Origin of the sequence: Microbacterium sp. UMB0228, assembly GCF_002871415.1 — a bacterium.
Taxonomy (GTDB): Bacteria; Actinomycetota; Actinomycetes; order Actinomycetales; family Microbacteriaceae; genus Microbacterium.
Genome location: NZ_PNFU01000003.1, coordinates 429611 through 456247 on the forward strand (window position 1 = coordinate 429611; position 26637 = coordinate 456247).

Annotated in this window: 22 protein-coding genes; 16 read left to right on the forward strand and 6 right to left on the reverse strand. The window is 71.8% G+C overall.

Going from position 1 to position 26637, the window contains the following annotated elements:
• The first annotated feature begins 10 nt into the window (after window positions 1-10).
• The 7 genes from CJ226_RS09565 (at window position 11) to CJ226_RS09595 (ending at window position 8009) form a co-directional block, all read left to right on the forward strand.
• The gene (locus CJ226_RS09565; protein WP_102209025.1) at window positions 11-1120 is read left to right on the forward strand and encodes a Gfo/Idh/MocA family protein; all 1110 of its coding nucleotides are present in this window, start codon (window positions 11-13) and stop codon (window positions 1118-1120) included.
• A complete protein-coding gene (locus CJ226_RS09570) occupies window positions 1117-2637 on the forward strand; it encodes a sugar ABC transporter ATP-binding protein (protein WP_102209026.1) in 1521 nt (506 codons plus the stop codon). The genes CJ226_RS09565 and CJ226_RS09570 overlap by 4 nt, the downstream gene beginning before the upstream one ends.
• Window positions 2634-3770: an ABC transporter permease gene (locus tag CJ226_RS09575; protein WP_102209027.1), complete on the forward strand. Its 1137-nt coding sequence runs from the start codon at window positions 2634-2636 to the stop codon at window positions 3768-3770. Before CJ226_RS09570 ends, CJ226_RS09575 begins: the two co-directional genes overlap by 4 nt.
• Window positions 3767-4816 (forward strand): ABC transporter permease, encoded by a 1050-nt coding sequence (locus CJ226_RS09580; RefSeq protein WP_257996609.1) that lies wholly within the window; start codon window positions 3767-3769, stop codon window positions 4814-4816. The genes CJ226_RS09575 and CJ226_RS09580 overlap by 4 nt, the downstream gene beginning before the upstream one ends.
• 14 nt (window positions 4817-4830) lie before the next feature.
• Window positions 4831-6027, forward strand: a complete 1197-nt coding sequence (locus tag CJ226_RS09585) for a substrate-binding domain-containing protein (protein WP_371259839.1) — start codon at window positions 4831-4833, stop codon at window positions 6025-6027.
• Window positions 6028-6105: 78 nt separating this feature from the next.
• A complete protein-coding gene (locus CJ226_RS09590) occupies window positions 6106-6957 on the forward strand; it encodes a sugar phosphate isomerase/epimerase (RefSeq protein WP_085606150.1) in 852 nt (283 codons plus the stop codon).
• A 44-nt stretch (window positions 6958-7001) separates the two neighbouring features.
• On the forward strand, window positions 7002-8009 hold the full coding sequence (locus CJ226_RS09595) for a sugar phosphate isomerase/epimerase (protein ID WP_102209028.1): 1008 nt from the start codon (window positions 7002-7004) through the stop codon (window positions 8007-8009).
• A gap of 25 nt (window positions 8010-8034) precedes the next feature.
• On the opposite strand, the gene CJ226_RS09600 is transcribed toward CJ226_RS09595, so the two are convergent.
• The gene (locus CJ226_RS09600; RefSeq protein WP_062636423.1) at window positions 8035-9015 is read right to left on the reverse strand and encodes an NYN domain-containing protein; all 981 of its coding nucleotides are present in this window, start codon (window positions 9013-9015) and stop codon (window positions 8035-8037) included.
• Complete coding sequence (locus CJ226_RS09605) at window positions 9008-10003, reverse strand: Gfo/Idh/MocA family protein (RefSeq protein ID WP_102209029.1); 996 nt, start codon at window positions 10001-10003, stop codon at window positions 9008-9010. The genes CJ226_RS09600 and CJ226_RS09605 overlap by 8 nt, the downstream gene beginning before the upstream one ends.
• A gap of 103 nt (window positions 10004-10106) precedes the next feature.
• Between CJ226_RS09605 and CJ226_RS09610 the strand changes: the two genes are divergently transcribed.
• From CJ226_RS09610 to CJ226_RS09645, 8 genes are all read left to right on the forward strand, one after another.
• Window positions 10107-11501, forward strand: a complete 1395-nt coding sequence (locus tag CJ226_RS09610; RefSeq protein ID WP_062636424.1) for an NtaA/DmoA family FMN-dependent monooxygenase — start codon at window positions 10107-10109, stop codon at window positions 11499-11501.
• 131 nt (window positions 11502-11632) lie between these two features.
• Window positions 11633-13267: a TIGR04028 family ABC transporter substrate-binding protein gene (locus CJ226_RS09615; protein WP_102209030.1), complete on the forward strand. Its 1635-nt coding sequence runs from the start codon at window positions 11633-11635 to the stop codon at window positions 13265-13267.
• A 16-nt stretch (window positions 13268-13283) separates the two neighbouring features.
• Entirely contained in the window at window positions 13284-14264 is a 981-nt protein-coding gene (locus CJ226_RS09620) for an ABC transporter permease (protein WP_102209031.1), read from the forward strand.
• Complete coding sequence (locus CJ226_RS09625) at window positions 14261-15154, forward strand: ABC transporter permease (protein WP_102209032.1); 894 nt, start codon at window positions 14261-14263, stop codon at window positions 15152-15154. The genes CJ226_RS09620 and CJ226_RS09625 overlap by 4 nt, the downstream gene beginning before the upstream one ends.
• Window positions 15151-16797: an ABC transporter ATP-binding protein gene (locus CJ226_RS09630; RefSeq protein WP_102209033.1), complete on the forward strand. Its 1647-nt coding sequence runs from the start codon at window positions 15151-15153 to the stop codon at window positions 16795-16797. The genes CJ226_RS09625 and CJ226_RS09630 overlap by 4 nt, the downstream gene beginning before the upstream one ends.
• On the forward strand, window positions 16794-17861 hold the full coding sequence (locus CJ226_RS09635; protein ID WP_102209034.1) for a putative FMN-dependent luciferase-like monooxygenase: 1068 nt from the start codon (window positions 16794-16796) through the stop codon (window positions 17859-17861). The genes CJ226_RS09630 and CJ226_RS09635 overlap by 4 nt, the downstream gene beginning before the upstream one ends.
• Entirely contained in the window at window positions 17858-18487 is a 630-nt protein-coding gene (locus CJ226_RS09640) for a CMD domain protein (protein WP_102209035.1), read from the forward strand. Before CJ226_RS09635 ends, CJ226_RS09640 begins: the two co-directional genes overlap by 4 nt.
• A complete protein-coding gene (locus CJ226_RS09645) occupies window positions 18484-19092 on the forward strand; it encodes an alkylhydroperoxidase domain protein (RefSeq protein ID WP_062636448.1) in 609 nt (202 codons plus the stop codon). The genes CJ226_RS09640 and CJ226_RS09645 overlap by 4 nt, the downstream gene beginning before the upstream one ends.
• A gap of 38 nt (window positions 19093-19130) precedes the next feature.
• Here the strand turns inward: CJ226_RS09645 and CJ226_RS09650 are convergent, their stop codons facing one another.
• Together CJ226_RS09650 and CJ226_RS09655 are read right to left on the reverse strand one after the other, a co-directional pair.
• Entirely contained in the window at window positions 19131-20273 is a 1143-nt protein-coding gene (locus CJ226_RS09650) for a CU044_5270 family protein (RefSeq protein WP_102209036.1), read from the reverse strand.
• Complete coding sequence (locus CJ226_RS09655) at window positions 20239-20832, reverse strand: RNA polymerase sigma factor (RefSeq protein ID WP_231868258.1); 594 nt, start codon at window positions 20830-20832, stop codon at window positions 20239-20241. The genes CJ226_RS09650 and CJ226_RS09655 overlap by 35 nt, the downstream gene beginning before the upstream one ends.
• Before the next feature lie 124 nt (window positions 20833-20956).
• Between CJ226_RS09655 and CJ226_RS09660 the strand changes: the two genes are divergently transcribed.
• Complete coding sequence (locus CJ226_RS09660) at window positions 20957-21523, forward strand: hypothetical protein (RefSeq protein WP_146008238.1); 567 nt, start codon at window positions 20957-20959, stop codon at window positions 21521-21523.
• A 57-nt stretch (window positions 21524-21580) separates the two neighbouring features.
• Here the strand turns inward: CJ226_RS09660 and CJ226_RS09665 are convergent, their stop codons facing one another.
• Both CJ226_RS09665 and hrpA read right to left on the reverse strand, forming a co-directional pair.
• Window positions 21581-22525 carry an NADP-dependent oxidoreductase gene (locus CJ226_RS09665; protein ID WP_102209037.1) on the reverse strand — a complete coding sequence of 315 codons (945 nt, stop codon included), beginning with the start codon at window positions 22523-22525 and terminating at the stop codon, window positions 21581-21583.
• 23 nt (window positions 22526-22548) lie between these two features.
• Window positions 22549-26595: an ATP-dependent RNA helicase HrpA gene (gene hrpA, locus CJ226_RS09670; RefSeq protein WP_102209038.1), complete on the reverse strand. Its 4047-nt coding sequence runs from the start codon at window positions 26593-26595 to the stop codon at window positions 22549-22551.
• Between the last annotated feature and the right edge of the window lie 42 nt (window positions 26596-26637).

The following is a 26637-nucleotide window of genomic DNA, read 5'->3' on the forward strand; positions in this document are numbered from 1 at the left end:
ACTCGCCGCCATGACAACGGATGTCACTGACACCGGCCTCGGGACGATCCGAACCGGGATCCTCGGCGGGGGCTTCATGGCCCGTGTGCACCGCACGGCCGCCCGAGACGCGGGCGGCGCGCTGCGCGCCGTCGCCACCCGGTCCGCCCAAGGCGCGAGGGATGCCGCGCAGCTGCTCGGCGCCGCGCGCGCCGAGCACGACGCGGAGGCGCTGCTCGACGCCGATGACATCGACGTCGTCCACATCTGCACCCCGAACGCCACGCATGCCGACCTCGCCCTGCGCGCGCTGCGGGCGGGCAAGCATGTCGTGTGCGAGAAGCCCCTCGCCACGACCGCCGCCGACGCCGCCGCGCTCGCCGCGGAAGCCGCCGAGAGCGGGCTGGTCGCGGCCGTCCCCTTCGTGTACCGCTACCACCCCATGGTGCGGGAGGCCAGGGCGCGCATCGCCCGCGGCGAGGCCGGGGAGCTGCTCACGCTGGACTGCTCGTACCTGCAGGACTGGATGCTGCGGCCCACCGACGACGACTGGCGGGTGCGCTCCTCGTCCGGCGGGGCCTCCCGCGCGTTCGCCGACATCGGCTCGCATCTGTGCGACCTCCTCGAGTTCGTCACGGGTGACCGGATCCGCGCCCTGAGCGCCCGGACCCGCCGGGTCTTCGCCGAGCGGGCCGGACAGGCCGTCGACACGGAGGACATCGTCGCCGTGCTCGTCGAGACCTCGGCGGGGGCGCTCGGCACGCTGCTCATCTCGCAGATGGCGGCGGGCCGCAAGAACGCCCTCACCCTGGAGCTGCACGGGACGCGGCAGAGTCTGCGGTTCGAGCAGGAACGGCCGGAGGAGCTCTGGGTCGGCATGCGCGAGGAGTCGCGGCTGCTGCTGCGCGACCCCGCCACGGCCGACCCGGAGTCCGCCCGGCTGCAGCGTGTCCCGGCCGGGCATGCCATGGGGTATCAGGATGCCTTCAACGGTTTCGTCGCCGACGTCTACGCCGCGATCGCGGGCGACGTCCCCGATGGACTGCCGACGTTCGCCGACGGCCACCGCGCGGCCGTGCTGACCGAGGCCGTGCTCGATTCCGCTGCCCACGCGGGCCGCTGGACGGAGGTGCCGGCATGACCGCGACGACGACGCAGCCGGTGCTGCGGGTGGCCGGGATCCGCAAGGCGTTCTTCGGCGTGGAGGTGCTGAAGGGCATCGACTTCGACGTGCGGCCCGGGGAGGTGCACGGCCTCGTCGGCGAGAACGGCGCGGGCAAGTCCACCCTCATGAAGATCATCGCGGGCGTGCAGCCGGCCGACGAGGGGACGATCACGTACCGCGGCGCGGAAGTGCGCCACGTGCACCCGCGGCAGGCGATGGACGCCGGCATCGTCACGGTGTTCCAGGAGTTCACCCTGCTCCCGGAGCGCACGGTCGCGCAGAACGTCTATCTCGGCCGGGAGCCGCGGCGCGCGGGGCTCATCGACGTCCGGGCCATGAACGTGCGTACCGGGGAGCTGCTGAGCGATCTCGGCGTCTCCTTCATCGATCCGCAGTCCCGGGTGGGCTCGCTGACGGTGGCCGAGCAGCAGATCGTCGAGATCGTGAAGGCGCTGTCGTTCGACGCGCAGGTGATCTCGATGGACGAGCCGACCGCCGCCCTCAGCGACCGCGAGGTGGAGCTGCTGTACGCGATCATCCGCCGGCTCACGTCCCGAGGGGTCGCCGTCATCTACGTCTCGCACCGGCTGAAGGAGATCTTCGACCTCTGCGACCGGATCACGATCCTCAAGGACGGCGCCCTCGTTTCCACGGACGAGACCGCGGCGCTGACCACCGACGAGCTCGTGCGCCGGATGGTGGGGCGGTCGATCCAGTCGTACTTCCCCGACCCGGTGACCGGCACGGCGGTCGGCGCGCCCCGACTCGAGCTCGACGGCTGCGGGAACGCCTACGTGGACGCGGTGTCGCTGACGCTCCGTGCGGGGGAGATCGTCGGGGTGGCCGGGCTCCAGGGGTCGGGGCGCACCGAGCTGGTGGAGGGCGTGTTCGGCATCCAGGCCTTCACCCGCGGCGCCGTGCGGATCGACGGGAAGCCGGTGCGGATCGGCGGACCACGCGCGGCCGTGCGCGCCGGGCTCGCCCTCGTCTCCGAGGACCGCAAGGCGCAGGGGCTCGCGCTCGGGCAGTCGATCCTCGACAACGCCCTGCTCGTGGTGCGGAACGTGTTCGCGGGACGCACCGCGGCGTCGCGCCGGGAGGTGCCGGGGGTGCTCCGCACGCTGGAGGTGTCGTCGCGCGGCCTCGACCAGGAGGTGCGCTTCCTGTCCGGCGGCAACCAGCAGAAGGTGGTGCTGGCGAAGTGGCTGCTCACCCAGCCGCAGATCGTGCTCTTCGACGAGCCGACGCGGGGGATCGACGTGGGCGCCAAGTACGCCGTCTACCAGCTCATGCGCGAGCTGGCGGCACAGGGGAAGGCCGTGCTCATGGTCTCGAGCGAGCTGCCGGAGGTCATCGGCATGAGCGACCGCATCCTCGTCATGCACGACGGCGAACTCGTCGCCGAGCTGCCGGCCGGTGCGGCCGAGCACGAGATCCTCGCGGCGGCCACCGGCGCCGACCGCGGTCCTTCGACGAACGGGGGTGCGCGATGAGCCGCCGCACCGGAGCCCGTCTCCGCATCGACTCGACCGTCATCGTGCTCGGCATCCTGCTGCTCGCGCTCGTCGTCGGCGCGATCCTCGTCGCCACGGTCGGTCGCAACTTCCTCAGCCCGGGGAACATCCGCGACATCCTGACCGGGATGAGCGTGCTCGGCCTCGTGGCCATCGGGCAGACGCTCGTGGTGCTCGGGGCCTCGCTCGACCTGTCGGTCACCTATGTCATCAGCCTGTCGAGCCTGCTCGCGGCGACGATGATGGCCGGGAACGCGGGGAACATCCCGCTCGCCGTGATCGCGACGCTCCTCGTGTGCGCGGGGATCGGGCTCGTGAACGGGCTCATCGTGACCGTGCTCAAGGTCAACGGCTTCATCGCGACGCTCGGCGTCGGGCTGATCCTCCAGGGCATCCTCAACACGAACTTCGAAGGCTCGGCGGGCGAGGTCCCGTGGGCGTTCCAGCTCATCGGCGCGACCGGCGTCGGACCGATCCCGGTGTCCACGCTCATCACGATCGCGCTCGCCGTGCTGGTCTGGGTGCTGCTGAACCGCACCCGTACCGGCGCCCATCTCTACGCCGTCGGCGGCGACCCCGAGATCGCGCGGCTCAGCGGTGTGCGCACCCGCCTCCCGCTGATCTGGGCGCACGTGCTGTGCTCCGTGTTCGCGGGCCTCGCCGGACTCCTGCTCGCCAGCCGTCTCGGCGTCGGCAGCCCGACGGTCGGTCAGCAGGGTGGCTACGCGCTGCTCTCCATCGCCGCGGTCGTGCTCGGCGGCACCCTGCTCCTCGGCGGACGCGGCTCGATCTGGGGCACCATCGGCGGCGTCGCCATCCTCGCCGTCGTCGACAACGTCATGAGCGTGCTGCAGGTGAATCCCTTCCTCAAGGACGTGGTGCGCGGCATCGTCATCGTCGCCGCGGTCGCCGTCTACAGTCGGCGGGCCATCGTGCGGCGTCGTCCCCGCTTCGGCGCCGGCGGCACGCGCACCGGGGGAGACGACGCCGCGAAGGCGGCCGAAGCCGACATGGCGGTCGCGGCCGCCGAGCTCGCGGATCCGACCACCGAGGTCGCCGCCGTCGACAGCGCCGGGGATACCGCCTCCGTGCGGGAAGGAGGACGCTCATGAACGCGCTGCGCACGCTCGTTAGCCCCCGCGGGGCGGTCTTCCTGCTGCTCGTGATCCTGCTCGTCGCGGTCGCCGTGCTCAACCCGAGCTTCGCCGAGCCCGGGCAGTTCATGCGGTATCTGCAGCGCGTCGCCCCCATCGCGATCGTCGCGATCGGGCAGTACTTCGTGATCATCGCGGGGGAGTTCGACCTCTCCCAGGGATCGCTCATCACGGCGCAGGTCATCATCGCCGGCAACCTCGTCGGCCAGGACGACGCCCGCACCCTCCCTGTCCTGCTGCTCATGATCGTGTTCGGCGTGGTCGTCGGGCTCGTGAACGGCGTCCTCACGACGCTGCTCAAGGTGCCGTCGTTCATCGTGACGCTGGGCATGATGCTCGCCCTGCTCGGCGGCGTGATGTGGTGGACGGGCGGCGCGGCCACGGGGAACCCGGCCGACAGCTTCCGGGAGATCGGTCGCGGCGGGATACGCGACCTCCCCGTGCTGGAATTCCTGCCCTGGGCCGTCCTCCTGCTCGCCGCCTGGCTCGCCCTCGGCATCGTCATCACCAAGCGCCCGCTGGGCAAGACCCTCATCGCGATCGGCGACAACGCCCGCGCGGTGGACTACGCCGGTGCCCGCCGGGCCTGGGTCACGACCCGCGCGTTCGTGCTGTCCTCCCTCTCGGCCACCCTCTCCGCCGTCCTGCTCGTCGGGTACGCGGGGGTGCACCCGTCCGTCGGCCGCGGCTACGAGTTCACCGCGATCACCGCGGTGGTGCTCGGCGGCGTCGTGCTCGGCGGAGGACGAGGGTGGATCATCGGCGCCGTGGCCGGAGCCTTCGCGCTGGAAGCGCTGTTCCTGCTCCTCAACATCGCGGGCGTGCCCTCCACGCTCCGCGACGCCGTGCAGGGCGTCATCATCATCGCGGCCGTCGCCTATGCGGGGGTCGCCTTCCGAGCCCGCCGCCGGCGCGGTCCCCAGCCGACGGACGTCCCGACCGCGGGGACCGAGAACGCCGAGAACCGCACCACCGCATCAAGCCCTACAACCAGAGGAGATTAGCAATGCGACGATCGATGAAGATCGCCACCGCAGGGGTGGCCCTCTTCGGCCTCATCGCGCTCGCCGGGTGCACGACCGACCCGTCCGTGGCGCCGGCGGAGTCGGAGAACCCCGAGGAGTCGGCCGAGACCACCGAGTGGTTCGACCAGGAGCTCTTCGACAAGCAGGACGAGGAGCGCGGCGTCGACCCCCAGGGCCCCGCCGACCAGCCCTACCTGCAGCACATCAACGCCGAGATGGTCGACACGTCGGAGTTCGCCAGCACCGGCGCCAAGAAGGCCTGCTTCGCGAACGCCTCGATCTCGAACCCGTGGCGGCAGACGGGCTGGATCACGATGAACGAGCAGCTGAAGGTGCTGCAGGAGTCGGGCGCGATCAGCGAGATGGAGACCCGCGACGCGCAGGACTCCGACGACACCCAGATCGCCGACATCGACTACTTCATCTCCGAGGGGAACTGCGACGTCTTCCTCATCTCGCCGAACAGCACGGCGGCGATGACCCCCGCGGTCGAGCGGGCGTGCGAGACGGGCAAGCCGGTGGTCGTGTTCGACCGCGGCGTGAACACCGACTGCCCTGTCACGTTCATCCACCCGATCGGCGGCTTCGCCTGGGGCATCGACACCGCGGAGTTCCTCATCGACAACCTGGAAGAGGGCGACAAGGTCGTGGCTCTCCGGATCCTCCCCGGCGTCGACGTGCTGGAGCACCGCTGGGCCGGAGCCGAGAAGCTGTTCGAGGAGGCCGGGATCGAGGCCGTCGACCACTTCACCGGTGCCGACCCCGCCGAGATCAAGAGCATCATCAGCGACGAGCTCGCCAAGGGTGACGTGCAGGGCATCTGGATGGACGCGGGTGACGGTGCCGTCGCCGCCATCGAGGCCTTCGAGGACGCCGGAGCCGACTACCCGGTGATGACCGGCGAGGACGAGATGAGCTTCCTGCGCAAGTGGAAGGACACGGGTCTCACCGGCCTCGCTCCGGTGTACTCGAACTTCCAGTGGCGCACCCCGCTGCTCGCGGCGCAGATGATCTTCGCGGGTGAAGAGGTGCCGAAGGAGTGGGTGCTCCCGCAGAAGCCGATCACCGAGGCCGAGCTGGACGACTACCTCGCGGCGAACGAGGGGATGCCCGACGGCCACTACGCCAAGTTCGGCGGCGAGGACCTCCCCGGCTACCCGACGGTCTGGCAGGAGCGTCAGATCCCGTAACCCCGTGTGCTCCCGCCCTTCCGCTCGGCCCGCGCCGAGTGGGAGGGTGGGAGCACCCGTACGATCACAAGGACAACGATGCCCCGCACGATCGCCGTCAACACCTGGGTCTGGACGTCTCCGCTGACGGACGACACCCTGGAGCCGCTCGCCCGCACGGCGGCGCGGATGGGCTACGACGCCCTGGAGCTGCCGCTGGAGAGCGTCGGCGACTGGGATCCGCTCCGGGCCCGCACCGTGCTGGACGGCCTCGGCATGGGCGCGGTCGTGGTCGGCGCGATGGGTCCTGGTCGCTCGCTGCTCGCGCGCGCCGGAGACGTCGCCGCGACGCAGGACTACCTCCGTGCGTGCCTGGACGCCGCGGCCGTGCTCGGGGCATCGATCGTCGCCGGACCCTTCTACGCGCCGACCGGCGTCACCTGGCGCATGGACGAGGCGGAACGGGCGGAGGTCGTCGGCGAGCTCCGGGAGAACCTCGCTCCGCTCGCCAGGGAGGCCGCGGCGATCGGCGTGACGCTGGCCGTCGAGCCGCTCAACCGCTACGAGACCAGCGTGCTGAACACCGTGGCGCAGAGTCTGGACGCGCTGGCGCCGCTGCTCGGCGCCGGAGTGGGGCTGGCCCTCGACACCTACCACCTCAACATCGAGGAGAAGAGGCCGGCCGACGCGGTCCGCGCGGCCGGCGCCGCCATCGCGCACGTGCAGGTGTGCGGCAGCGACCGCGGTGCCGTGGGCGACGACCACACCGACTGGCCGGAGATGCTTCGCGCGCTCGACGACGCCGGCTACCGCGGCGCCCTGGGACTGGAGAGCTTCACGGGGGAGAACGCGACGATCGCCGTCGCCGCCTCCGTGTGGAGACCGCTGGCCGCGAGCCAGGACGACCTCGCCGCCCGCAGCATCGCCCACCTGCGCGCCCTCGGTGCCTGAACCCCCGCCCGCGACACGAAGCCCCGCGATACGAAGGAGTATCCATGAGCAGTCACCCGGTCACCCTGTTCACCGGCCAGTGGGCCGACCTCCCGTTCGAGGAGGTGGCCCGCCTCGCCGCGGAGTGGGGCTACGACGGGCTGGAGATCGCCGCGTCCGGCGACCACCTCGACCTCCGTCGGGCGGACGAGGACGACGCCTACGTCGCCTCCCGGCGCGAGATCCTCGACCGGCACGGCCTGCACGTGTTCGCGATCTCCAACCACCTGGCCGGGCAGGCGGTGTGCGACGACCCCATCGACTTCCGCCACGAGGGCATCCTGCGCGCGTACGTCTGGGGCGACGGCGAGGCCGAGGGTGTCCGGCAGCGGGCGGCGCAGGACATGAAGCGGGCGGCCCGGGTGGCCAGGAAGCTCGGCGTCGACACCGTCGTCGGCTTCGCCGGGTCGTCGATCTGGCCCTATGTCGCGATGTTCCCGCCGGTGCCGGAGGCGGTGATCGCCCAGGGCTTCCAGGACTTCGCTGACCGGTGGAATCCGATCCTCGACGTGTTCGACGGGGAGGGGGTGCGCTTCGCCCACGAGGTCCACCCCGGGGAGATCGCCTATGACTACTGGTCGAGCGACCGTGCCCTCGACGCGATCGACCACCGCGATGCGTTCGGCTTCAACTGGGACCCTTCGCACATGATGTGGCAGAACATCGACCCCGTCGGCTTCATCGTCGACTTCGCCGACCGGATCTACCACGTCGACTGTAAGGACACCCGTCTGCGGCCGCGGAACGGCCGTGCCGGGGTGCTCGGCTCGCACCTGCCGTGGGGCGACCCCCGGCGCGGCTGGGACTTCGTCTCCACCGGCCACGGCGACGTGCCGTGGGAGGACGCCTTCCGTGCGCTCGACGCGATCGGCTATGACGGCCCGATCTCGATCGAGTGGGAGGACGCCGGCATGGACCGCCTGCACGGCGCGCCCGAGGCGCTCGGATTCGTGCGCTCCCTGCTGTGGCCGCCGCCCGCGGCCGCCTTCGACGCCGCGTTCCGCCACCAGTGACGGGACCGGCGTCCTATCGCCGTGCTCAGGGCTCCCGCAGGCGGACCAGGCGCTCGTGCCCAGTCTCCTCGAGCTCGGCGATGTCGTCGCGCGACTTGAGGAAGTCGGAGAACGACCGGTAGCCGAGGGCCTTCTCGCTGAAGGACGGGTCCATGCGGCGCATGTGCGTCTTGACCGCGGAGCTGTGCAGCCATTCGTCGGCGTCCGCCTTGTCGTGGCCGAGACGCAGCGCGCGCTCCAGGAGCCGTGTGGCCTCGCCCTGGTCGTCGATCTTCTCCTCGACCTTGGGCTCCTCGGCGGTGGTCTTGCTCTTGGCCTTCGCGCGCGACTTCGATGCCGTCTTGGGCTTCGCGGTACCCGTGTCCGCGGTGGCCGGGGTGGACGGCTCCGCCGGAACCTCGACCGCGGGGGCGACGGCGGGCTGTGCCGCCTTCGTCGGACGCGCCACGCCGGGGAGCGAGTCGTAGGACTCGAACTCGTCGCAGGCCGCAGCGAGGGACTTCGCCGTGGACCCGGCGACGCCCACGCCGATCACGTACCGGCCGAGGCGCTTGCAGCGCTGGGCGAGCGGCACGTAGTCGCTGTCGCCCGCCACGATGACGACGTGGGTCAGGTCCGGCAGGCGGAACATGTCCTCGACCGCGTCGACCGCCAGCCGGATGTCCGCGCCGTTCTTCGCGTACGCCGCGGCCGGGAAGAGCTGCACGAGGTCCACCGCGCGCGCCACGAGCTGCGAGCGGTACTCGGCGTTGACCGGCGACGACCAGTCCGCATACGCCCTCGTCAGCACGAGCGTGCCGAAGGACGCCGCGTAGTCGATGATGGCGCCGACCTCGATCATCGCCCGGTTCAGCCGCTCAGCGACCTCGGGGTCGTTCGGGTGCTCCGTGATGCGCTGGCGATCCTTGCCGTAGGAGTTGCGGCCGTGGACGCGGTCGTACCAGGAGATGACGATGTTGTCGAAGTCCAGGTACACCGCCACGCGGGCGTCGGTCGTCTCAGCCACGGTCGTCCTCCTCACCGGGGTACCGGACGCCGATCTGCGCGCGGATCTCGTCGAGGGCGCCCATGATGGCGACGCTCTCCGCGATGGGGAGGATGTCGCCCTCGAGGAGACCGTCGCGGACCAGACGCTCGGCCGCGAGCGCCTGGTACTGCATGCCGCGGCCCTCGACCTCCGAGACGTACTCCTCCTGCACGGTGCCGTCCGGCCGCACGACACGGAAGGAGGTGGGGGTGTACCAGACCCGATCGATGTCGATGCGGGCCTCGGTGCCGACGATGCTCGCGGCGTTGGGGCCGGCACCGCGCGAGGAGGAGAGGCTCGTGGAGACCGCCCCGCTCTCGTGGATCATGACGGTGGCGACCTCGGAATCGGCTCCGGTCTCGACCAGACGCCCCACGGCGCGGATGGTGGTCGGTGCCCCGAGGATGTCCCAGATGAAGGAGATCGGGTAGATGCCGAGGTCGAGCAGCGCGCCGCCGCCGAGCTCGAGCGCATTCAGACGGTGGGCGGGGTCGGTGGGCAGCTGCTGCGTGTGGTCGGCGCTCACGGCGCGGATCTCACCCAGGGCGCCGTCGGCGAGGAGCTCGCGGATGCGGACCATGTGCGGCAGGTAGCGCGTCCACATCGCCTCCATCACGAGCAGCCCGCGCTCGGCGGCGAGCCGCTGGAGGTCTTCGGCCTGGGCATGGTTGAGGGTGAACGCCTTCTCCACGAGCACATGCTTGCCGTGCTCCAGGGCGAGCCGGGCGTTCTCGTGGTGCATCGGGTGCGGCGTGGAGACGTAGATGATGTCGACGTCGGGATCGGAGACCAGCGCCTCGTACGACGGATGCGCGTGCGCGATGTCGAAGCGTTCGGCGAAGGCGTCGGCCGACTCCTGCGAGCGCGAGCCCACCGCGACGAGGTCGAGGCCGGCCGTGCGCAGATCGGATGCGAAGGCGCCGGCGATGCCGCCGGTCGCGAGGATTCCCCAACGAAGTCCAGTCATCCTCTCAGCGTAGAGGGTGGCGCATGTGACCGTCTGTGACATCCGGTGACCTCCGGCTTCCTCCCCGTGGCCCGGGTGGCGGCAGCGGTCCTACCGTGTCGGCATGACGGAACCCCTCGTGATCGGCGCCATGGTGCGCACCCTCGGCGCCTACCCCTCCGGGTGGCGGTACCCCGGAGCCCACCGCGACCCCGCGGGAGACGCCGACATCCTCCGCCGCATCGCGCGGGAGGGGGAGGACGCGGGCCTGGACTACCTCTTCTTCGGCGACTGGCTGGCGACCGGGCCCGACCTGGAGTTCCGTGATCCCTACCTGCTGGCCCGCATCGACCCGCTGAGCGCGGTGCTGTTCCTCGCCGGGGTGACCTCCCGGATCGGACTCATCGCGACGGTCAACACCACCTATGCCGACCCGTACGCCACGGCGCGGGCCCTGGCCTCCCTCGACGTCCTCACCGACGGCCGGGCGGGGATCAACCTCGTCACCGGCGCCGAGCCGCGCGCCGCAGGGAACCACGGTCGTGAGGCCCACGCCGACACCGAGACGCGCTACGACCGGGCGGAGGAGTTCGTCGTCGCCCTGCGCCGGCTCTGGGACTCCTGGGACGAGGACGCCTGGATCGCGGATGCCGAGCGCGGCGTGCTCATCGACCCCCGGGGGCTGCGCGCCGCGGACGTCCAGGGTGCACACGTGCGGGTCGCCGGCCCGCTCAACGTGGCCCGCCCGCCGCAGGGGCGCATCCCGATCGTGCACGCGGGGACCTCGCCGCGGTCGCGGGCGCTCGCGGCGACCGCCGCCGACCTCGCCCTCATCCCCGCCCCCACCCTCGCCGACGCCGTGGCCACGCGGCGGCTGCTGCGGGAGATCGCGGCGGAGGCGGGCCGCCCCCCGAAGGAGCTGAAGGTCATCGCCCCGGTGCTCCCCGTCGTCGCGGAGTCCGACGCCGCCGCCCACCGGATCGTCCGGCGGCTGCTGGAGCTCGTCCCGCTCGCGGAGGGCGGGCAGCGGGAACGCGTCGGGTTCCCGGCGAACCGCACGGTGGAGGCTCTGGCCGACGCGCTGGAGGTGGCCGCCGACGACCCGCTGCGGGCCGCAGCCTTCGACACTCCGGTGACGGTCGCCGAGGCCGCACGCCTGGGGGAGCGGGGCGCCGCGCTCGTCGAACGGCTCGCGGGGATCGCCGGACTCCGGGTCGGGACGCCGGACGCGCCGACCTGGCGGCATCTCGTCGCCGCGCACGCCGTCCCTGCGGCCTTCGTCGTCGGCGACGCCGGCACGATCGCCGACCACTTCGCGCACTGGCGCGACGAGGGCGCCGCCGACGGCTTCAACGTCCTCTCGGCGTTCCAGCCCGGGCAGTTCGAGGCCTTCACCCGCCTCGCAGCCCCCGAGCTCCGTCGTCGCGGTCTTCTCCGGACCCCGGAGGAGACCGGCCAGGGGGTCCGCGCGGAGACGCTGCGCGACCGCCTCCGTGTGACGTCGCGTGTCGGCGCGTGACCACGCGTGTCGTCTCGCGACACCCGGAGTCCGCGGCCTCGCCGCTGCACCCCGCCGCTTCCTACCGTGAACACCACCCGCACTGCACCCGCACCCGAGACCCTGCCTTCCGAACCCGAGGAGTCCTCCGCATGAACCGCCGCCTCATCCGCACCGCCGCCGTCGCGGTCCCGCTCGTCCTGGCCGGCAGCCTCGCCGCCTGCGCCAGCTCGCCCGCCCCGGGGAACACCCCGGCCACGGCGGGGGACCCCGTCTCCGGCGGCACGCTCACCTACCTCGAGCACCAGGCCTACACGAACCTGTATCCGCCGCAGGCCGGCTTCTACCCGAACGGCGGCATCGTCAACAACATCGCCGCCCGGCTCACCTGGCAGAACCCGGAGACGCTCGAGATCGAGCCCTGGATCGCCGCGGAGTGGACCGTGAACGACGACGCCACGGAGTACACCTTCGACCTCACCCCGGACGTGACGTTCTCGGACGGCACGCCCGTGGACGCCGCCGCCGTGGCGAAGAACTTCGACACCTACGGTCTGGGCGACGCCGAGCGCGGGCTCACCGTCTCCGAGGCCATCAACAACTACGCCGGCAGCGAGGTGGTCGACGAGGAAACCGTGACGTTCCGCTTCAGCGCGCCGTCGCCCGGATTCCTGCAGGCGACGTCGACCATCAACTCGGGACTGCTGTCTCCGGAGACCCTGGACGGCACAATCGAGGACTTCGGCGCGGGCAACGCGGAGAACATCATCGGCTCCGGCCCCTTCACCGTCACGGACGAGAAGCTCGGCACCGAGTACACCCTCACCGCCCGCGATGACTACGCCTGGGGCCCGGACAGTGCCGAGAACGACGGCCGTCCGTACCTCGACGCCGTGCACGTGCTGGTCACCCCCGAGGACTCCGTCCGCATCGGGTCGCTGCTCGCGGGCCAGGCCGACTACGTCCGCTACGTCCAGGCGTTCGACGAGGACCGCGTCGAGGGCGCCGGATTCACGCTGTACGCCCCGCAGACCCGCGGCGTGAACAACTCGATCGCCCTCCGCCCGGAGAACCCGCTGCTGTCCGACATCCGCGTGCGCCAGGCGATCATCGCCGCAGTCGACGCGCAGGAGGTCGTCGACACCCTGTTCACCGAGAACTACCCGGTGGCCACGTCGGTGCTGTCCTCGCAGGCCGCGGGATACAAGGACGAGTCCGCGCACTACGCCCACGATCCGGAGAAGGCGGAGGCGCTGCTCGACGAGGCGGGCTGGGAGCCCGGCGCCGACGGCATCAGGGAGAAGGACGGCGAGCGGCTGTCCATCACGGTCTACGAGGCCAAGCCGCAGCCCCTGTCGAAGCAGACCCTGGAGCTCGTGGCGCAGCAGCTCGCGGCTGTCGGTGTGGAGCTCACCGTCAAGCCCGGCGATGCGGGCAGCTACGCGGAGGACACCCGTGATCCGCTGAAGACGGGGTTCTACCACTCGATGGTCGGCCGTGCGGACCTCGACGTGATCAAGAGCCAGTACTTCACGAAGAACCGCGACGTGCTCATCTCTCAGGACGCGACGCTCGACGAGCTGCTGCTGGCCGTCGCCTCCGAGCCGGACGCCGAGAAGCGGGTGGCCGCCTCGCAGGCCGTGCAGGACTACATCGCGGAGCAGGCGTACGTGATCCCGCTCTTCGAGGAGCCGCAGGTCTACGGTGCGGCCACGTACGTGCACGGCGTCGCGTTCGAGTCGGTCGGCCGGCCCACGTTCTCCGGCGTGTGGCTCGCGGAGCACTGAGGATCACGGTGACCCCATGACCTTCGTCCTCCGACGGGCCGGGCAGGCCGCGATCGTGCTGATCGCGGCCTTCACGGCCACGTTCTTCCTGCTGCAGCTGCTGCCGGGAGACGCCATCCTCATCAAGTTCTCCGACCCGAGCCTGGGGCTCTCGCCGGAGCAGCTCGACGACATCCGCGCGACCTACGGCGCCGACGTGCCGTGGGGGGAGCAGTACCTGCACGCGGGTCTCGGCTTCCTGGCGGGTGACTTCGGCTACTCGACCCAGTACGGCACCCCGGTGCGGACGATGCTGGCCGAGGCGCTGCCCGCCACGCTGCTGCTCGCGGCGCTCGGACTCCTGGTCGCGGTCGTGCTCGCGGTGCTGATCGCGGCGCTCTCCGCGCTCGCCCCCTTCGCGTGGCTGCGGGACGGCCTGCGGCAGGTGCCGGGACTGTTCGTCGCGGTGCCGGTTTTCTGGCTCGGCATCCTCCTCATCCAGGTGTTCTCGTTCGGACTCCGCTGGGTGCCGATCGTGGGAGCCGACCCCGTCAGCGGCCTGATCCTCCCCGTCCTCACACTCGCCGTGCCGATATCGGCGCCCCTCGCCCAGGTGCTGGTCCGGTCGATCGACCGGGTGCAGGCGCAGCCGTTCGTGACGGTGGTGCGGGCGAAGGGCGCGCCGCCGGCGTGGGTGCTCACGCGCTCGGTCGCGCGCAACGCCGCCGTCCCGACGCTCACCATCGCGGGGGTGCTGTTCGGAGAGCTCGTCGGAGGAGCGGTGGTGACCGAGACGGTCTTCGGCCGCACCGGCATCGGACGCCTCACGGAGCAGGCGGTCGCGAACCAGGACATCCCGGTGCTGCAGGGGGTGGTGCTGCTGTCGGCCCTGGGGTTCGTGGTGATCAGCTTCGCCGTCGACCTCGCCACGCCCCTGATCGATCCGCGGCAGCGGCGATCGGCGCGCGCCGCCCGGTCCCGCCCCGTCCGTCCCGCCGCCCAGGAGGTACCCGCATGACCGCTCCCGTGATCGCGGAGACCACCGTCGAGAAGCCCGGTGCCCCGCCCGCGCCGTCCGCCCCGGCTCCCGTCTCGGCCTCCCGTCCGCGACCGCGGTCGCGCGCCTGGGGGCTGTATCTGGCGTTCGCGGTCGTCACCGTGGCGGTGCTGTTTGCGGTGATCCCCGGAGTCTTCGCGCCGGGCGACCCGCTGACCGGCGTACCCGCGGACAAGCTCCTGCCCCCGAGCGCCGCGCACTGGTTCGGGACCGACGCGCTCGGCCGCGATCTGTTCGGCCGGGTCGTCCACGGCGCGGTGCACTCGCTGTCGGGTGCGCTCATCGCCGTGACGGTCGGCCTCGCGCTCGGCACGCTTCTCGGAGCCGTCGCCGGCGCGACCGGCGGCGTCGTGGACGACGTGCTGATGCGGATCGTGGACGTGCTGCTGGCCATCCCGGGGCTGCTGCTGTCGCTCTCCGTCATCATCCTGCTCGGCTTCGGCACCGTCAACGCGGCGATCGCCGTGGGACTCGGCAGCGTCGCCGCCTTCGCCCGGCTCATGCGCGCCGAGGTGGCGCGGGTGCGGCGCACCGAGTACGTCGAGGCGGCCTTCGGCAGCGGCGGCACTTTCTTCTCCGTGCTGCGCCGGCATGTGCTCCCGAACGCCCTCACCCCAATCGTCGCGCTCGCCGCCTTGCAGTTCGGCACGGCCATCCTCGCCATCTCCACCCTCGGCTTCCTCGGCTACGGCGCTCCGCCGCCCACCCCCGAGTGGGGGCTGCTGATCGCCGAGGGACGCAACTACATCGCGACCGCCTGGTGGCTCACGGCGCTGCCCGGCCTCGTGGTGGTCGCCGTCGTGCTCAGCGCCAACCGCATCAGCCACCGGCTCGGAAGGAGCACCCGATGACACTGGCGACCCCTCCGTCAGGAGCCACACCCGTCCTCACGGCGTCGGACCTGCGGGTCTCGTACGCCGGCCGGGAGGTCGTGCACGGCCTCTCGTTCGCCATCGCCGAGGGGGAGACGCTCGCCCTGGTCGGCGAGTCGGGCTCCGGCAAGTCCACCACGGCACACGCCCTCCTCGGCCTGCTGCCGGAGGGCGGACGGGTCGAGAGCGGGCGCGTCCGGCTCGGCGACCTCGACATCTCCGGATGGTCGGATCGGGCGTTCCGCGGCATCCGCGGGTCGGAGATCGGGCTGGTGCCGCAGGATCCGACGACGTCGCTCGACCCGGTGCGCCCCGTCGGCGTGCAGGTCGCCGAGGTGCTGCGCCTGCACGGGCATCGCGACCGTCGTTCCCGCAACGCCCGCGTGCTCGAGCTGCTCGACCGCGTCGGGCTGGACGACCCCGATCTGCGCGCCCGACAGTATCCGCACGAGCTCTCCGGCGGGATGCGGCAGCGCGTCCTCATCGCGGCCGCGATCGCCCTCCGCCCTCGGCTGCTCATCGCGGACGAGCCCACCAGCGCCCTCGACGCCACGGTGCAGCGCCGCGTGCTGGACCTTCTGGACGAGCTGCAGCGCGAGGACGGCACGAGCATCCTGCTCGTGACGCACGACCTCGGCGTCGCCGCGGACCGGGCGGCGCGGATCGCGGTGCTGAAGGACGGCCGGATCGTGGAGCAGGGATTGAGCGCGCAGGTGCTCGCGGAGCCGGAAGACCCGTACACGCGGCAGCTGCTCGCCGACGCGCCGGCCTTCACGACCGGCTTCCGACGCCCGGACGCGCCGCCGTTCCTCCGGGATGCCGCGGCGGTGGCCGCCGAGAAGCCGTGGGAGATCGTGGCCGCGGGCCTCGTGAAGGAGTTCCGGGTCTCGGGACGCGAACGCTTCCGGGCGGTCGATGACGTCTCCTTCCGGGTGCGGCGCGGGACGACCCATGCGCTGGTCGGCGAGTCCGGATCGGGCAAGTCCACGACCGCGCGCCTGGTCACGCGCTTCCTCCGTCCGGACGCCGGGACCGTGGAGCTCGTGGGGGAGGACGCGACGGCCGTCGAGGGGGCGCGACTGCGTGCGCTGCGTCGGCGGATCCAGCTGGTGTACCAGAACCCGTTCGCCTCCCTCGACCCACGGCAGCAGATCGCCGACATCGTGGCCGAGCCGCTGCACAACTTCCGCATCGGGACCCGCTCCGATCGTCGGGATCGGGCGGTCGCGCTGCTCGAACGCGTGGCGCTGCCGGCGGATGCGGCCCGCCGCACCCCGAGCGAGCTGTCCGGCGGGCAGCGCCAGCGGGTCGCGATCGCGCGGGCGCTCGCCGTCGACCCGGAGATCCTCGTGCTCGACGAGGCGGTGTCGGCGCTCGACGTGACGGTGCAGGCGCGCGTCCTCGAACTGCTCTCCGCGCTCCAGGCCGAGCTCGGACTCACCTACCTCTTCATCTCGCACGACCTCGCGGTGGTGCGCCGCATCAGCCACACCGTCTCCGTGATGCACCGCGGTCGCGTGGTGGAGGACGGACCGACCGAAGAGCTGTTCCACGACCCGCAGCACGAGAACACCCGGGAGCTGCTGGCCGCGGTCCCCGGACGAACGGAGATCCTCGCATGAGCACCACCCCTCGTCCCACCGTCGCGTTCTTCACGCGGCTCCTCGACGACGCGTCCCCGGCCGACCGCTACCGCCTCGCCCTGACGCAGATCCAGCACGCCGAGGAGCACGGCGTGGGGCGGGCGTGGGTGGCGCAGCACCACTTCCGGGCGGCGGAAGGCGGGCTGCCCTCCCCGCTCGTCTTCCTCGCGCACGCGGCGGCACGCACCTCGCGGATCCGCCTCGGCACCGGGATCATCACCCTTCCCCTCGAAGACCCGGTCCGGGTCGCCGAGGACGCCGTGGTGGCCGACCTGCTCGCGGACGGGCGGATCGACCTCGGACTCGGCAGCGGCGGCACCCCGTCGTCTTTCGCGCCCTTCGGGGAGGACGTGCGCGACAAGGGACCCACCTACGACCGCAAGCTCGGCGTCCTGCTCGACGCTCTCGCAGGCCGCGACGTGGGGGCGGGGAACGCGCTGTATCCGGACGCGGGGTCGATGGCCGCGCGCATCTGGCAGGCGACGTTCTCGGCACCCGGCGGTCATCGGGCGGGCGTCCACGGTCACGGACTGCTGCTGTCCCGCACGCAGCCCCGCCCCCACGACCGGCTGCACGCGCCGCTGTCCGCGCTGCAGGACCCCATCATCGACGCCTACCTCGACGCGCTGCCCGCCGAGGCGACCCCGCGCATCACCGCCTCCCGCACCGTGTTCGTGGCGGACGACCGCGCCGAGGCGCTCCGGTTCGCCGAGGTCGGGTTGCGACGCGCGGCCGAGGGCTTCCGTCGGCAGGGCCAGACCATCCCCGGAGACGACCTCGACGACCTCATCGCCGCTCTCGACACGCATCTCGGCACGCCCGAGGAGGTCGCCGCCTCGCTCGCTGCCGACACCACGCTGCACCGCGCGACCGAGGTGGCGTTCCAGGTGCACTCGGTCGACGCGCCGCACGCCCACGTCCTGCGCTCGATCGAGCTGTTCGCGACCGAGGTCGCCCCGGCCCTCGGCTACGCGCTGACCCCGCCTGATCCCGAGAGCACCCGCACTGCCGAGAACACCCCCACCGTGAAGGAGAACGCATGACCGCCGACATCGTCGACCAGCTGACGGGGGTGACGCCGGAGCTGGATGCGCTGCGTCGTCGCCGCCCCGTGACCAGGGAGCAGCTCCAGGCGAGCTTCGACGCGCTGTTCCACCCGGTCTCCGCGGAGCACGTCTCGCTCGCCGAGCGCGCGCTCATCGCGGCGTTCGCGACCGCTCTCGCCGGTGCCGACGACCCCACGGCCGAGTTCTACGCCGGGAAGGCCCGCGAGATCGACCCGGAGCGCGCCGCGATCGTCGCCCGGGAGGCCGAAGCAGCCGCGACCACCGGACCGTTCGGCGCCTACACCGAACGCGGGCTGGAGGCCGAGAGCACCGACGGCGCGCGGTACGTGCCGGACGAGGCGGCGTCGACCGCCCTGGGGGAGCGCCTCGCGGCGGCTCTCGCGCACACGCACCTGCTGGTGTTCCGTCCCCGCGAGGCATCCGGCGGCGACCTCGGTCGCCTGCACGACGCCGGCTGGTCGACGGACGGCATCGTCACGCTGTCGCAGCTCGTGTCGTTCCTCGCCTTCCAGCAGCGGGTCGTCACAGGCCTGCGGGTGCTCCAGGACGCCGGACTCACCGCCACCGCCACCGATACCGACACCGACGAGGACGCCGCATGACTGCCGCCGACACCGTGCTCCGGCACGACGACGCCCCCTATCCCGACGCCTTCACCCGCGCCGAGGTCGGCTGGACGCCGCACCTCGCGCCGCTGACGGAGGAGGATCTCACCCCGCGACACCTCGACGGCCTCGTCGACGCCGCCCGCGCGAAGAACGAGTACTTCCGGCTGCTCGCGCGCGACCCCGAGGTGCTCCGCGCACGCACCCTCGTCGACAAGGACATCTTCTACAACACCGCGGAGGGGCTCCCGCGCGCGGAGCGGGAGCTCGCGGCCACCGCCGCCTCCCGCCGCAACGGCTGCGTCTTCTGCGCGTCGGTGCACTCCCGGTTCGCGGCGCACCACGGCAAGCGGCCGGACGACATCGACGCGCTCCTCGCCGAGGGCGTGGACGCGGACCTCGGGGAGCGCTGGAACGCGATCGTCGCCGCCGCGGTCGCGCTGACCGACACGCCCCGCGCGTTCGGTCCCGCGCACATCGCGCGCCTCCGTGCGGCCGGACTGGACGACCTCGAGATCGCGGACGTCGTGCACGGCGCGGCCTTCTTCAACTGGGCGAACCGGCTGATGCTCTCGCTCGGCCGCCCCGTCGCCCCCGCCTGACCTCACGGGGGCAGTTCCGGGCCGCGCTCGGTCGTGTCCTATCTGTCGCAGGTTGCGATATCGGTGGGCGCGGCATTGACGACCGAGGTTGTCACGGTCGTCCAGCTCGTCGTCGTCCCCGCGGGGAAGCTGGCGAACGCGGTGAGTGTGACCTCGCGTTCGCCGATGTACCGCCCGGTATCGGGGTCGATGATGATGTCGTACTGGACGTCGTTCGCCGGTTCGAACCGGCCGATCGCGATCCCGGTGGTGCCGTTCAAGGTCGCTTGCTGATCCGTGATCGTCACCCCCGGGATCAGTGCGGCCGCTTTGTACAGCGCTGCCCTGAACTCGGCGGGCGCGGTCCCTCGCTCGAGAGCGCTTGTGATCCACTCGAGCGCCTGCCCGTCGCGAGACTGCCCGGAGGTCCCGTTCAGCTCGTAGATCTTGTTGAGGAGCTCGGCCGGGTCACGCGGGAGGGCACCGTCGTCGACGCTCCTGGTCGTGGTGGTCTGAGAGCTGCCTACGCGGTGCCCGTCGGGGCCGAACCCTCCGGGGATTCGCCGGATGACGCTCGAATCGGCCGAGGAGAAGTTCGCTGCCTGTTCGCGGGCGAAAGCCTCCGACCTGGGGCCGAACGTCTGCAGTGGCCATCGTCCGCACTGGATCCACACCCAGTCGTCGTCACGATCAGCGGGCACATACAGTTCGTCGTGGTAGCCGTCGATCATGGAGACGTCGCCTTCCGGCACCGTGTTTCCGTTGTTCGCTTTGATCTTCTCGGCATCCGCTTCGAGAGTTCCGACGGCACCGAAAGCGCCGTCGGTGCGAACGAACAGATACTGCCCCGGTCCGACGACCGGGTCGCTGACCTCCATGGTCGCGAGCGCTGCCGAGTGGAGCGCACTCGCCGCGGCGGGATCGGCTCCGCCATTCCACTCGGCGACGCCCAGAACGTCTGTGGCCACCAGCGCGGCCACGAGACCTGCGGCGCCCAGCATGGAGAATCCAGCCCACGCGAATGTGCGTCGACGTGTCGGCGCAGGACGAAACCTCGTGTTCTCCCCCAGGTGCGAGAAAAGCGCCACAGGCGTCTCCCCGTCGATACGTTCGGCGAGAGCGGCCCGTCCGCGCGTCAGCGCCGCGGCGCTCGGTGCGCGGGAACCGTCACGCGTGCTGCGGAGCAGCGTCAGCTCGTCCATGATCCGTCTCCTGTTCGATCGAGGTGAGGGCGGCTGCGCGACGAAGCTTCCGTCGCGCCCGGTTGAGTCGTGAGCGCACGGTGCCGACCGGCACCTGCATCGCCTGAGCGATCGCCGAATAGTCGAGATCTGCCCACGCATAGAGCAGCAGCGTGTCTCGGTCCGCAGCCGGCAGACGTCGAAGAGCTTTCGTCAACCGGTGGGTGAGCCGCTCCGCGTCGATGCGCGCTCCCGCTTGCTCGATGAAGTCCGGGGCGACCTGAGCGGCGAGGTCCGCTGACATCCCCTTCCACGCGGTCGCCTCCACACGGGCATGCTTGCGCATGAGCCGCGTTGCGATCCCGAGCAGCCACGGTCTCGCGCTCTGCACGGTGACGTCGTACGCCGCACGTCGGTCGAAGGCCACAAGAAACGTCTCGGACATCACGTCATCCGCCGCATGGTCACCCAAACGCTGGGCGGCGTAGCGATACACCGACGTCGAATGGCGCTCGTACAACGCCTGAAAGACAGCGGGCTCGTGGATCGAGCGTTCAATCACCTCGTTATCGGGGCTCACGTCCGTATTGCTCGATTCCGCTGTTTCGGTTCACACCAATATCGCAGCGAACGCTCCGAGGGTGTGCCGTTGGCGGCGTGGTCACCTGCACGGAGGTCGTCGCCGGATGCGCTACCGTCGCATCATGACAAGCCGTCTGCGGCGCCGAAGCCTCCCTGTCGCTGGCTTCGTCGCTGCGGCCGCCATGCTCGTCGGGTGCGCGCCGAGCATCGAGAACCTCGTGCGGCTGAGCCTCGCGGATTCCATCGAAGAGGCGCAGGACAGCATGTGGGAGCACCGCGGCACGATCGTCACGGACCCGGAAGTGACGATCGCCGAACTCTCCCTCGCCTCCGACCTCCGGGACGGAACCGACGAGCTCGACGGCAACCCCCTCAAGCTCCTCGCCCTCGACAAGAGGGGCGACAGCACCACCCTGACACTCCTCGCATTCGGTGGCGCGCAGACGGGCGGTGGCTGGTGGTACGAGCAGCGCCAAGGGGCGGTGTGCTTCACCCTGACCTTTCCGCGAGGCGAAGAGATCGTGGAGACCGGCCCCGCGGACTGCCCGAGTATCCCGGAGCTGGACGGCATCGAGGACGTCGTCCCGCTCGAAGAACTCGACGTCAGAATCACCGCCACCAAGGCCGACTACCCTGACTCGGTGTGCCAGTGCTACAGCGGCAGTGAGTGCGACTGCCCCGGAGGATAGGCGATCGGATCGGAGCCTGTCGCGGCAGCACCTCCGCTCCGGTGCCACCCTGATCCCTCAGGGGACGAGGATGATCTTCCCCGAGGCGGCGCCGGTCTCCATGAGCTCATGGGCGCGCGCCGCCTCGGCGAGAGGCAGCTCCGGGCCGAGCTCGATGGTGAAGTCGCCCGCGGCCAGCAGGTCAACCGTCTTCTGCAGCGCTTCTGCGCGCCACTCCAGCTCCTGCGGCGTGAGCGGCTCGGGGGAGCCGCCGGAGAACGCCCGGATGCCGAAGTCGGCCGCGTCGGGGCCGCGGACGATGGTCGCGATGCGGTCGCGGTCGGCGACCAGGGCGAGGGAGGTCTCGATCGCCTCGTCGGTGCCTGCGCAGTCCAGGACGACGGTCACGGGGGAGGGGGCCGCCGCGCGGACGCGGTCGAGCAGGCCGTCGCCGTAGGCCACGGGGATCGCGCCGAGCTCGCGGAGTTGGTCGTGCCGGGCGGGGCTCGCGGTGGCGATCACCGTCGCGCCCCAGGAGACCGCGAACTGCACGGCGGCCTGGCCGACCGCACCCGAGCCTGCGTGCACGAGGAGCACGTCGTCGGCCGTCACGGCGAGCGAGCGGAGGGACTGATACGCGGTGCCGGCGGGGATGCCGATCGCCGCCCCCTCGGCCGCGGTGACGGCGTCCGGGAGCTTTACGAGCTTGTCGGCCTCGACCGCGAGGGCGGAGGCGTAGGTCCCGAGCGTGTCGCGGATCGCGACGCGGTCGCCGACCTCGAACCCGTCGACGCCCTCGCCCAGCACCTCGATCACTCCCGCGCCGTCGAACCCGACCGGACGCGGCTCGGTGATCGGCGCGGAGGGGCGCTTGCCGCCGCGGAGCTTGGCGTCGATGGGGTTGGCACCGGCCGCCTCGATACGCACCAGCGCCTCGCCGCGAACGGGCACGGGGTCAGGCACCTCCATCAGGTGGAGGACAGCGGGGGATCCGAACTCGGTGTAGACGATCGCACGGGCCATGTCCTCAGGCTACCCGGCGGGGGTCACTTCCCCGCGAGCGCCTTGGTGATCCGCTGCGGCGACACCGGCTGCGCGGTGCCGAGACGCTGGGCGAAGACGCTGACCCGGTACTCCTCCAGCAGCCAGCGCACCTCGACGATCGCGGGCGGAGCGTCGGGCGCGAGGGGGATCGTGCCGCCGGCGTCCGCGAACAGCACGGCCATCCGCTCGAACTCCGTCATCCGCGCGCGGTCCTTGCCCGGCTCGTTCGCGAGGGTCTTCAGCCGGTCGGTCATGCCGTCGAGGTACCGGGGGAAGTGGGCGAGCCGGTCGACCCCCGCCGCCGCGACGAAGCCGGGGTGGAGCAGTCCGGAGAGCTGGGTGCGGATGTCGTTCAGCGGGCCGAGCAGCGCCAGCGCGTTCTGCGCCTTGATGCCGCGCTCCACCTCCCGCGCCTTCGTGAGGATGCGCGCGACCAGGGAGACGCAGGCGAAGAGCTCGTCGACGAGTACGGCCGAGACAGCGTCGCGCACCCGCGCGAACTCGGCCTCGGTGCGCACGACGCCGCGGTCCCGGCCGTCGGCGCCGCCGGTCGAGGCGTCGATGACGCGACGGGCGACGGCGGCCCGGCAGTCCTCGATGAGCGCGGCCGCCGACGGGTACGGCGAGGCGGCGAGTGCGAGCTTCTCCTGGCTGGTGAGGTGCTGCTGCACGTACGACGACGGCGACGGCACCGCGAGCAGGACGAGACGGAGCACGCCGTCGCGCGTGGCGGCGGCCGCGGCGTCGGGAGTCGCCTCGACCCGCACCGACACGCTCGTGCCGGCATCGACGATCGCCGGATACCCCCGGACGACGCCGCCCGCGACCTTGGTGTCGATGACCGCCGGGAGGTCGCCGAACGTCCACGCCGTCAGCCCGGTCTGCTCGACCGGAGCGGCGGCCACGCGCTCCGCCCCGCGCGGTCCCGGTGTCTCCGCACGCCCGGGGCGCGCGATCGAGCGGGCGACGCTGCTGCGCGCGCGGTCGGAGAGCTGAGCCTGCAGCGACCGGAGATCGCGCCCCGAACCGACCACGCGTCCCCGCTCGTCCACGGCGCGGAAGTTCATGCGCAGATGCGCCGGCACCCGTTCGTCGTCGAAGTCGGCGGCCGTGACCACCTGGTTCGCGAGCGGCTGCACGAGCCGCGCGAGCGCCTCCTTGAGGGTGCGCGGGGGGAGACCGCCGTGCGCCTCCGGTCCCTCGTCGGCCAGCGCCGCCCCGAACTTCTCCGCCCAGTCGGCGGCGGGGACGACGTGGCGCCGGATGGCCTTGGGCAGCGCACGCAGCAGTCCGGTGACGAGCTCCGCGCGGAGCCCCGGCACCTGCCAGTCGAAGCCGCGGTCCTCGATCTGGGCGAGCAGCGGCAGAGGCAGCACGACGCTCACGCCGTCGTCCGGTGCGCCCGGCTCGAACCGGTACGCGAGGCCGAGCACCTGGTCGCCCTGCGTCCACCGGGTCGGGAACTCGCGCTGGTCGGCGCGGTCCTCGTCGTCGATGAGGTCGCTCTCCCGCATCACGAGCAGCTTCGGCGTCGTCGTCAGCGCCTCGCGCCACCACTTCTCGAACGACCGCACGTCGAACACGTCGGCGGGGATGCGCTCGTCGTAGAAGCGGAAGACGGCCTCGTCGCCGGCCAGGATGTCGCGGCGCCGCTCGCGCTCCTCGAGCTTCTCCAGGCGGCGACGGAGCTCGGCGTTGCTGCGCCAGAACGCACTGACCCGCTTGTCGATGCGGGACGGGTCCCATTCGCCCTCGACGAGCGCATGACGCACGAAGAGCTCGCGCGAGGCGGCCCGGTCGATGCGGGCGAACTGCACGCGCCGGCGCGGGATGATCTCAACCCCGAACAGCGTGACCTTCTCGAACGCCACGGCGGCTCCGGCGTCTTTGGACCAGTGCGGCTCGGTGACCTGGCGCTTCGCGAGGTCGCCGGCGAGGGGCTCGGCCCAGGCGGGGTCGATCGCGGCGACGGTGCGGGCGAAGGTGCGGGAGGTCTCCACGATCTCGGCGGCCATGACCGCCCGGGGGCTCTTCTTGCGCAGCCCCGACCCCGGGAAGATCGAGAACCGGATGCCTCGCGCGCCCCGGTACTCCGTGATCCGGCGGCGAGCGTCCTTCGCGGGAGAGTGGGCCTTCCCCGCGGGGGCCGTGCGCTCGTCGAGGACGCCGATCTGCGACAGCAGGCCGGAGAGCAGCGCGCGGTGGATGGCATCCGGATCGGCCGCGCCGCTCTGCTCCGCCCCGCGGTCGGGGCTCTTGACGAGCGTCCGGAGCTGGCGGTGCACGTCGAACCACTCGCGGACCCGCACGTAGTTGAGGTGCTCGCTGCGGCACAGCCGGCGGAACGCGCTGGAGCCGAGCTCGCGCTGCTGCTCGCGCAGGTGGTTCCAGAGGTTCAGGAGGGTGAGGAAGTCGCTCGTCGGGTCCACGAAGCGCGCGTGCAGCCGGTCCGCCTCCTCGCGGCGGTCCTCCGGTCGCTCGCGCACGTCCTGGATGGACAGCCCCGCCACGATCGCGAGCACGTCCCGCAGCACCGACGGGGTCCCTGAGCTTGTCGAAGGGCCTGAGCCCCGCTGGGTCCCTGAGCTTGTCGAAGGGCCTGAGCCCCGCTGGGTCCCTGAGCTTGTCGAAGGGCCTGACCCCCGCTGGGTCCCTGAGCCTGTCGAAGGGCCCGCCTCGATGAGCATCCGCGCGAACCGCGGGTCCATCGGCATCCGGGCGATGTCGCGTCCGATGCGGGTGAGCCGGGGGCCGTCGTCCGGCCCCTGCGCCGGGCGGAGGGCGCCGAGCTCGGTGAGCAGGTCGAACGCCGCCTTCACGCCCCGGGAGTCGGGCGGGGTGAGGAACGGGAACGCGGTGATGTCACCGAAGCCCAGCGCGAGCATCTGCAGGATGACGGAGGCGAGGGAGGTGCGCAGGATCTCGGGTTCGGTGAACTCGGGACGGCGCGCGTAGTCCTCCTCGGAGTACAGGCGGATGGCGATGCCGTCGCTCGTACGGCCGGCGCGACCGGAGCGCTGGTTCGCCGAGGCCTGGGAGATGGCCTCGATGGGCAGCCGCTGCACCTTCGAGCGGTTGCTGTACCGGGAGATACGCGCGGTGCCGGTGTCGATGACGTACTTGATGCCGGGCACCGTGAGGCTCGTCTCGGCCACGTTCGTCGCGAGCACGACCCGGCGACGGACGCCGGCCACGGTGCTGCGCTCGAACACCCGGTGCTGCTCCGCGGCGGAGAGCCGGCCGAACAGGGGGAGGACCTCGGTGGGCGAACGGTCCTTGGCGTAGGCCGCGCGCACGGCGTCGGCCGCGTCCCGGATCTCCGCCTCGCCCGGCAGGAACACGAGCACATCGCCGGGCGCCTCCCGGTCGAGCTCGCGGAGCGCCGCGACGATCGCGCTCACCTCGTCCTCCGGCTCGCCGGCGGCGTCCTGCTCCGCGTCCTCGTCGACGAGCGGGCGATAGCGGATCTCGACGGGATACGTGCGCCCCGACACCTCGATGACCGGCGCGGGGGTGCCGTCGGCGGCGGCGAAGTGCCGCGCGAAGCTCTCCGGGTCGATGGTGGCGGAGGTGATGATCACCTTCAGGTCCGGGCGCTCCGGGAGGATGCGGGCGAGGTAGCCCAGCAGGAAGTCGACGTTGAGGGAGCGCTCGTGCGCCTCGTCGATGATGATCGTGTCGTAGCGCGTCAGCAGCCGGTCGCGGTGGATCTCGTTGAGGAGGATCCCGTCGGTCATCAGCGCGATCCGGGTCTCGTCGGAGACCTTGTCGGTGAAGCGCACCTTGTAGCCGACGAGCGTGCCGAGCTCGACCCGCAGCTCCTCGGCCACGCGCTCCGCGATCGTGCGGGCGGCCAGCCGTCGGGGCTGGGTGTGGGCGATGCGCTCGCGGCCCAGCTCCAGCGCGATCTTGGGGAGCTGGGTGGTCTTCCCCGATCCGGTCGCGCCGGCGACGATGACGACCTGGTGGTCGCGGATGGCGTCGGCGATCTCGTCCCTGGCCGCGCTGACGGGCAGCTCCGGAGGGTAGGAGATCACGGGGGAGGACATAGCCCTCCATCGTATGCCGGGATGCACACCGGGGTCGCCGCG

Bases quoted from the DNA above. Each gene is read 5' to 3' on its own strand.
- CJ226_RS09565 (WP_102209025.1), top strand. From the start codon at position 11: ATGACAACGGATGTCACTGACACCGGCCTCGGGACGATCCGAACCGGG.
- CJ226_RS09570 (WP_102209026.1), top strand. From the start codon at position 1,117: ATGACCGCGACGACGACGCAGCCGGTGCTGCGGGTGGCCGGGATCCGC.
- CJ226_RS09575 (WP_102209027.1), top strand. From the start codon at position 2,634: ATGAGCCGCCGCACCGGAGCCCGTCTCCGCATCGACTCGACCGTCATC.
- CJ226_RS09580 (WP_257996609.1), top strand. From the start codon at position 3,767: ATGAACGCGCTGCGCACGCTCGTTAGCCCCCGCGGGGCGGTCTTCCTG.
- CJ226_RS09585 (WP_371259839.1), top strand. From the start codon at position 4,831: ATGAAGATCGCCACCGCAGGGGTGGCCCTCTTCGGCCTCATCGCGCTC.
- CJ226_RS09590 (WP_085606150.1), top strand. From the start codon at position 6,106: ATGCCCCGCACGATCGCCGTCAACACCTGGGTCTGGACGTCTCCGCTG.
- CJ226_RS09595 (WP_102209028.1), top strand. From the start codon at position 7,002: ATGAGCAGTCACCCGGTCACCCTGTTCACCGGCCAGTGGGCCGACCTC.
- CJ226_RS09605 (WP_102209029.1), bottom strand. From the start codon at position 10,003: ATGACTGGACTTCGTTGGGGAATCCTCGCGACCGGCGGCATCGCCGGC.
- CJ226_RS09610 (WP_062636424.1), top strand. From the start codon at position 10,107: ATGACGGAACCCCTCGTGATCGGCGCCATGGTGCGCACCCTCGGCGCC.
- CJ226_RS09615 (WP_102209030.1), top strand. From the start codon at position 11,633: ATGAACCGCCGCCTCATCCGCACCGCCGCCGTCGCGGTCCCGCTCGTC.
- CJ226_RS09620 (WP_102209031.1), top strand. From the start codon at position 13,284: ATGACCTTCGTCCTCCGACGGGCCGGGCAGGCCGCGATCGTGCTGATC.
- CJ226_RS09625 (WP_102209032.1), top strand. From the start codon at position 14,261: ATGACCGCTCCCGTGATCGCGGAGACCACCGTCGAGAAGCCCGGTGCC.
- CJ226_RS09630 (WP_102209033.1), top strand. From the start codon at position 15,151: ATGACACTGGCGACCCCTCCGTCAGGAGCCACACCCGTCCTCACGGCG.
- CJ226_RS09635 (WP_102209034.1), top strand. From the start codon at position 16,794: ATGAGCACCACCCCTCGTCCCACCGTCGCGTTCTTCACGCGGCTCCTC.
- CJ226_RS09640 (WP_102209035.1), top strand. From the start codon at position 17,858: ATGACCGCCGACATCGTCGACCAGCTGACGGGGGTGACGCCGGAGCTG.
- CJ226_RS09645 (WP_062636448.1), top strand. From the start codon at position 18,484: ATGACTGCCGCCGACACCGTGCTCCGGCACGACGACGCCCCCTATCCC.
- CJ226_RS09650 (WP_102209036.1), bottom strand. From the start codon at position 20,273: ATGGACGAGCTGACGCTGCTCCGCAGCACGCGTGACGGTTCCCGCGCA.
- CJ226_RS09660 (WP_146008238.1), top strand. From the start codon at position 20,957: ATGACAAGCCGTCTGCGGCGCCGAAGCCTCCCTGTCGCTGGCTTCGTC.
- CJ226_RS09665 (WP_102209037.1), bottom strand. From the start codon at position 22,525: ATGGCCCGTGCGATCGTCTACACCGAGTTCGGATCCCCCGCTGTCCTC.
- hrpA (WP_102209038.1), bottom strand. From the start codon at position 26,595: ATGTCCTCCCCCGTGATCTCCTACCCTCCGGAGCTGCCCGTCAGCGCG.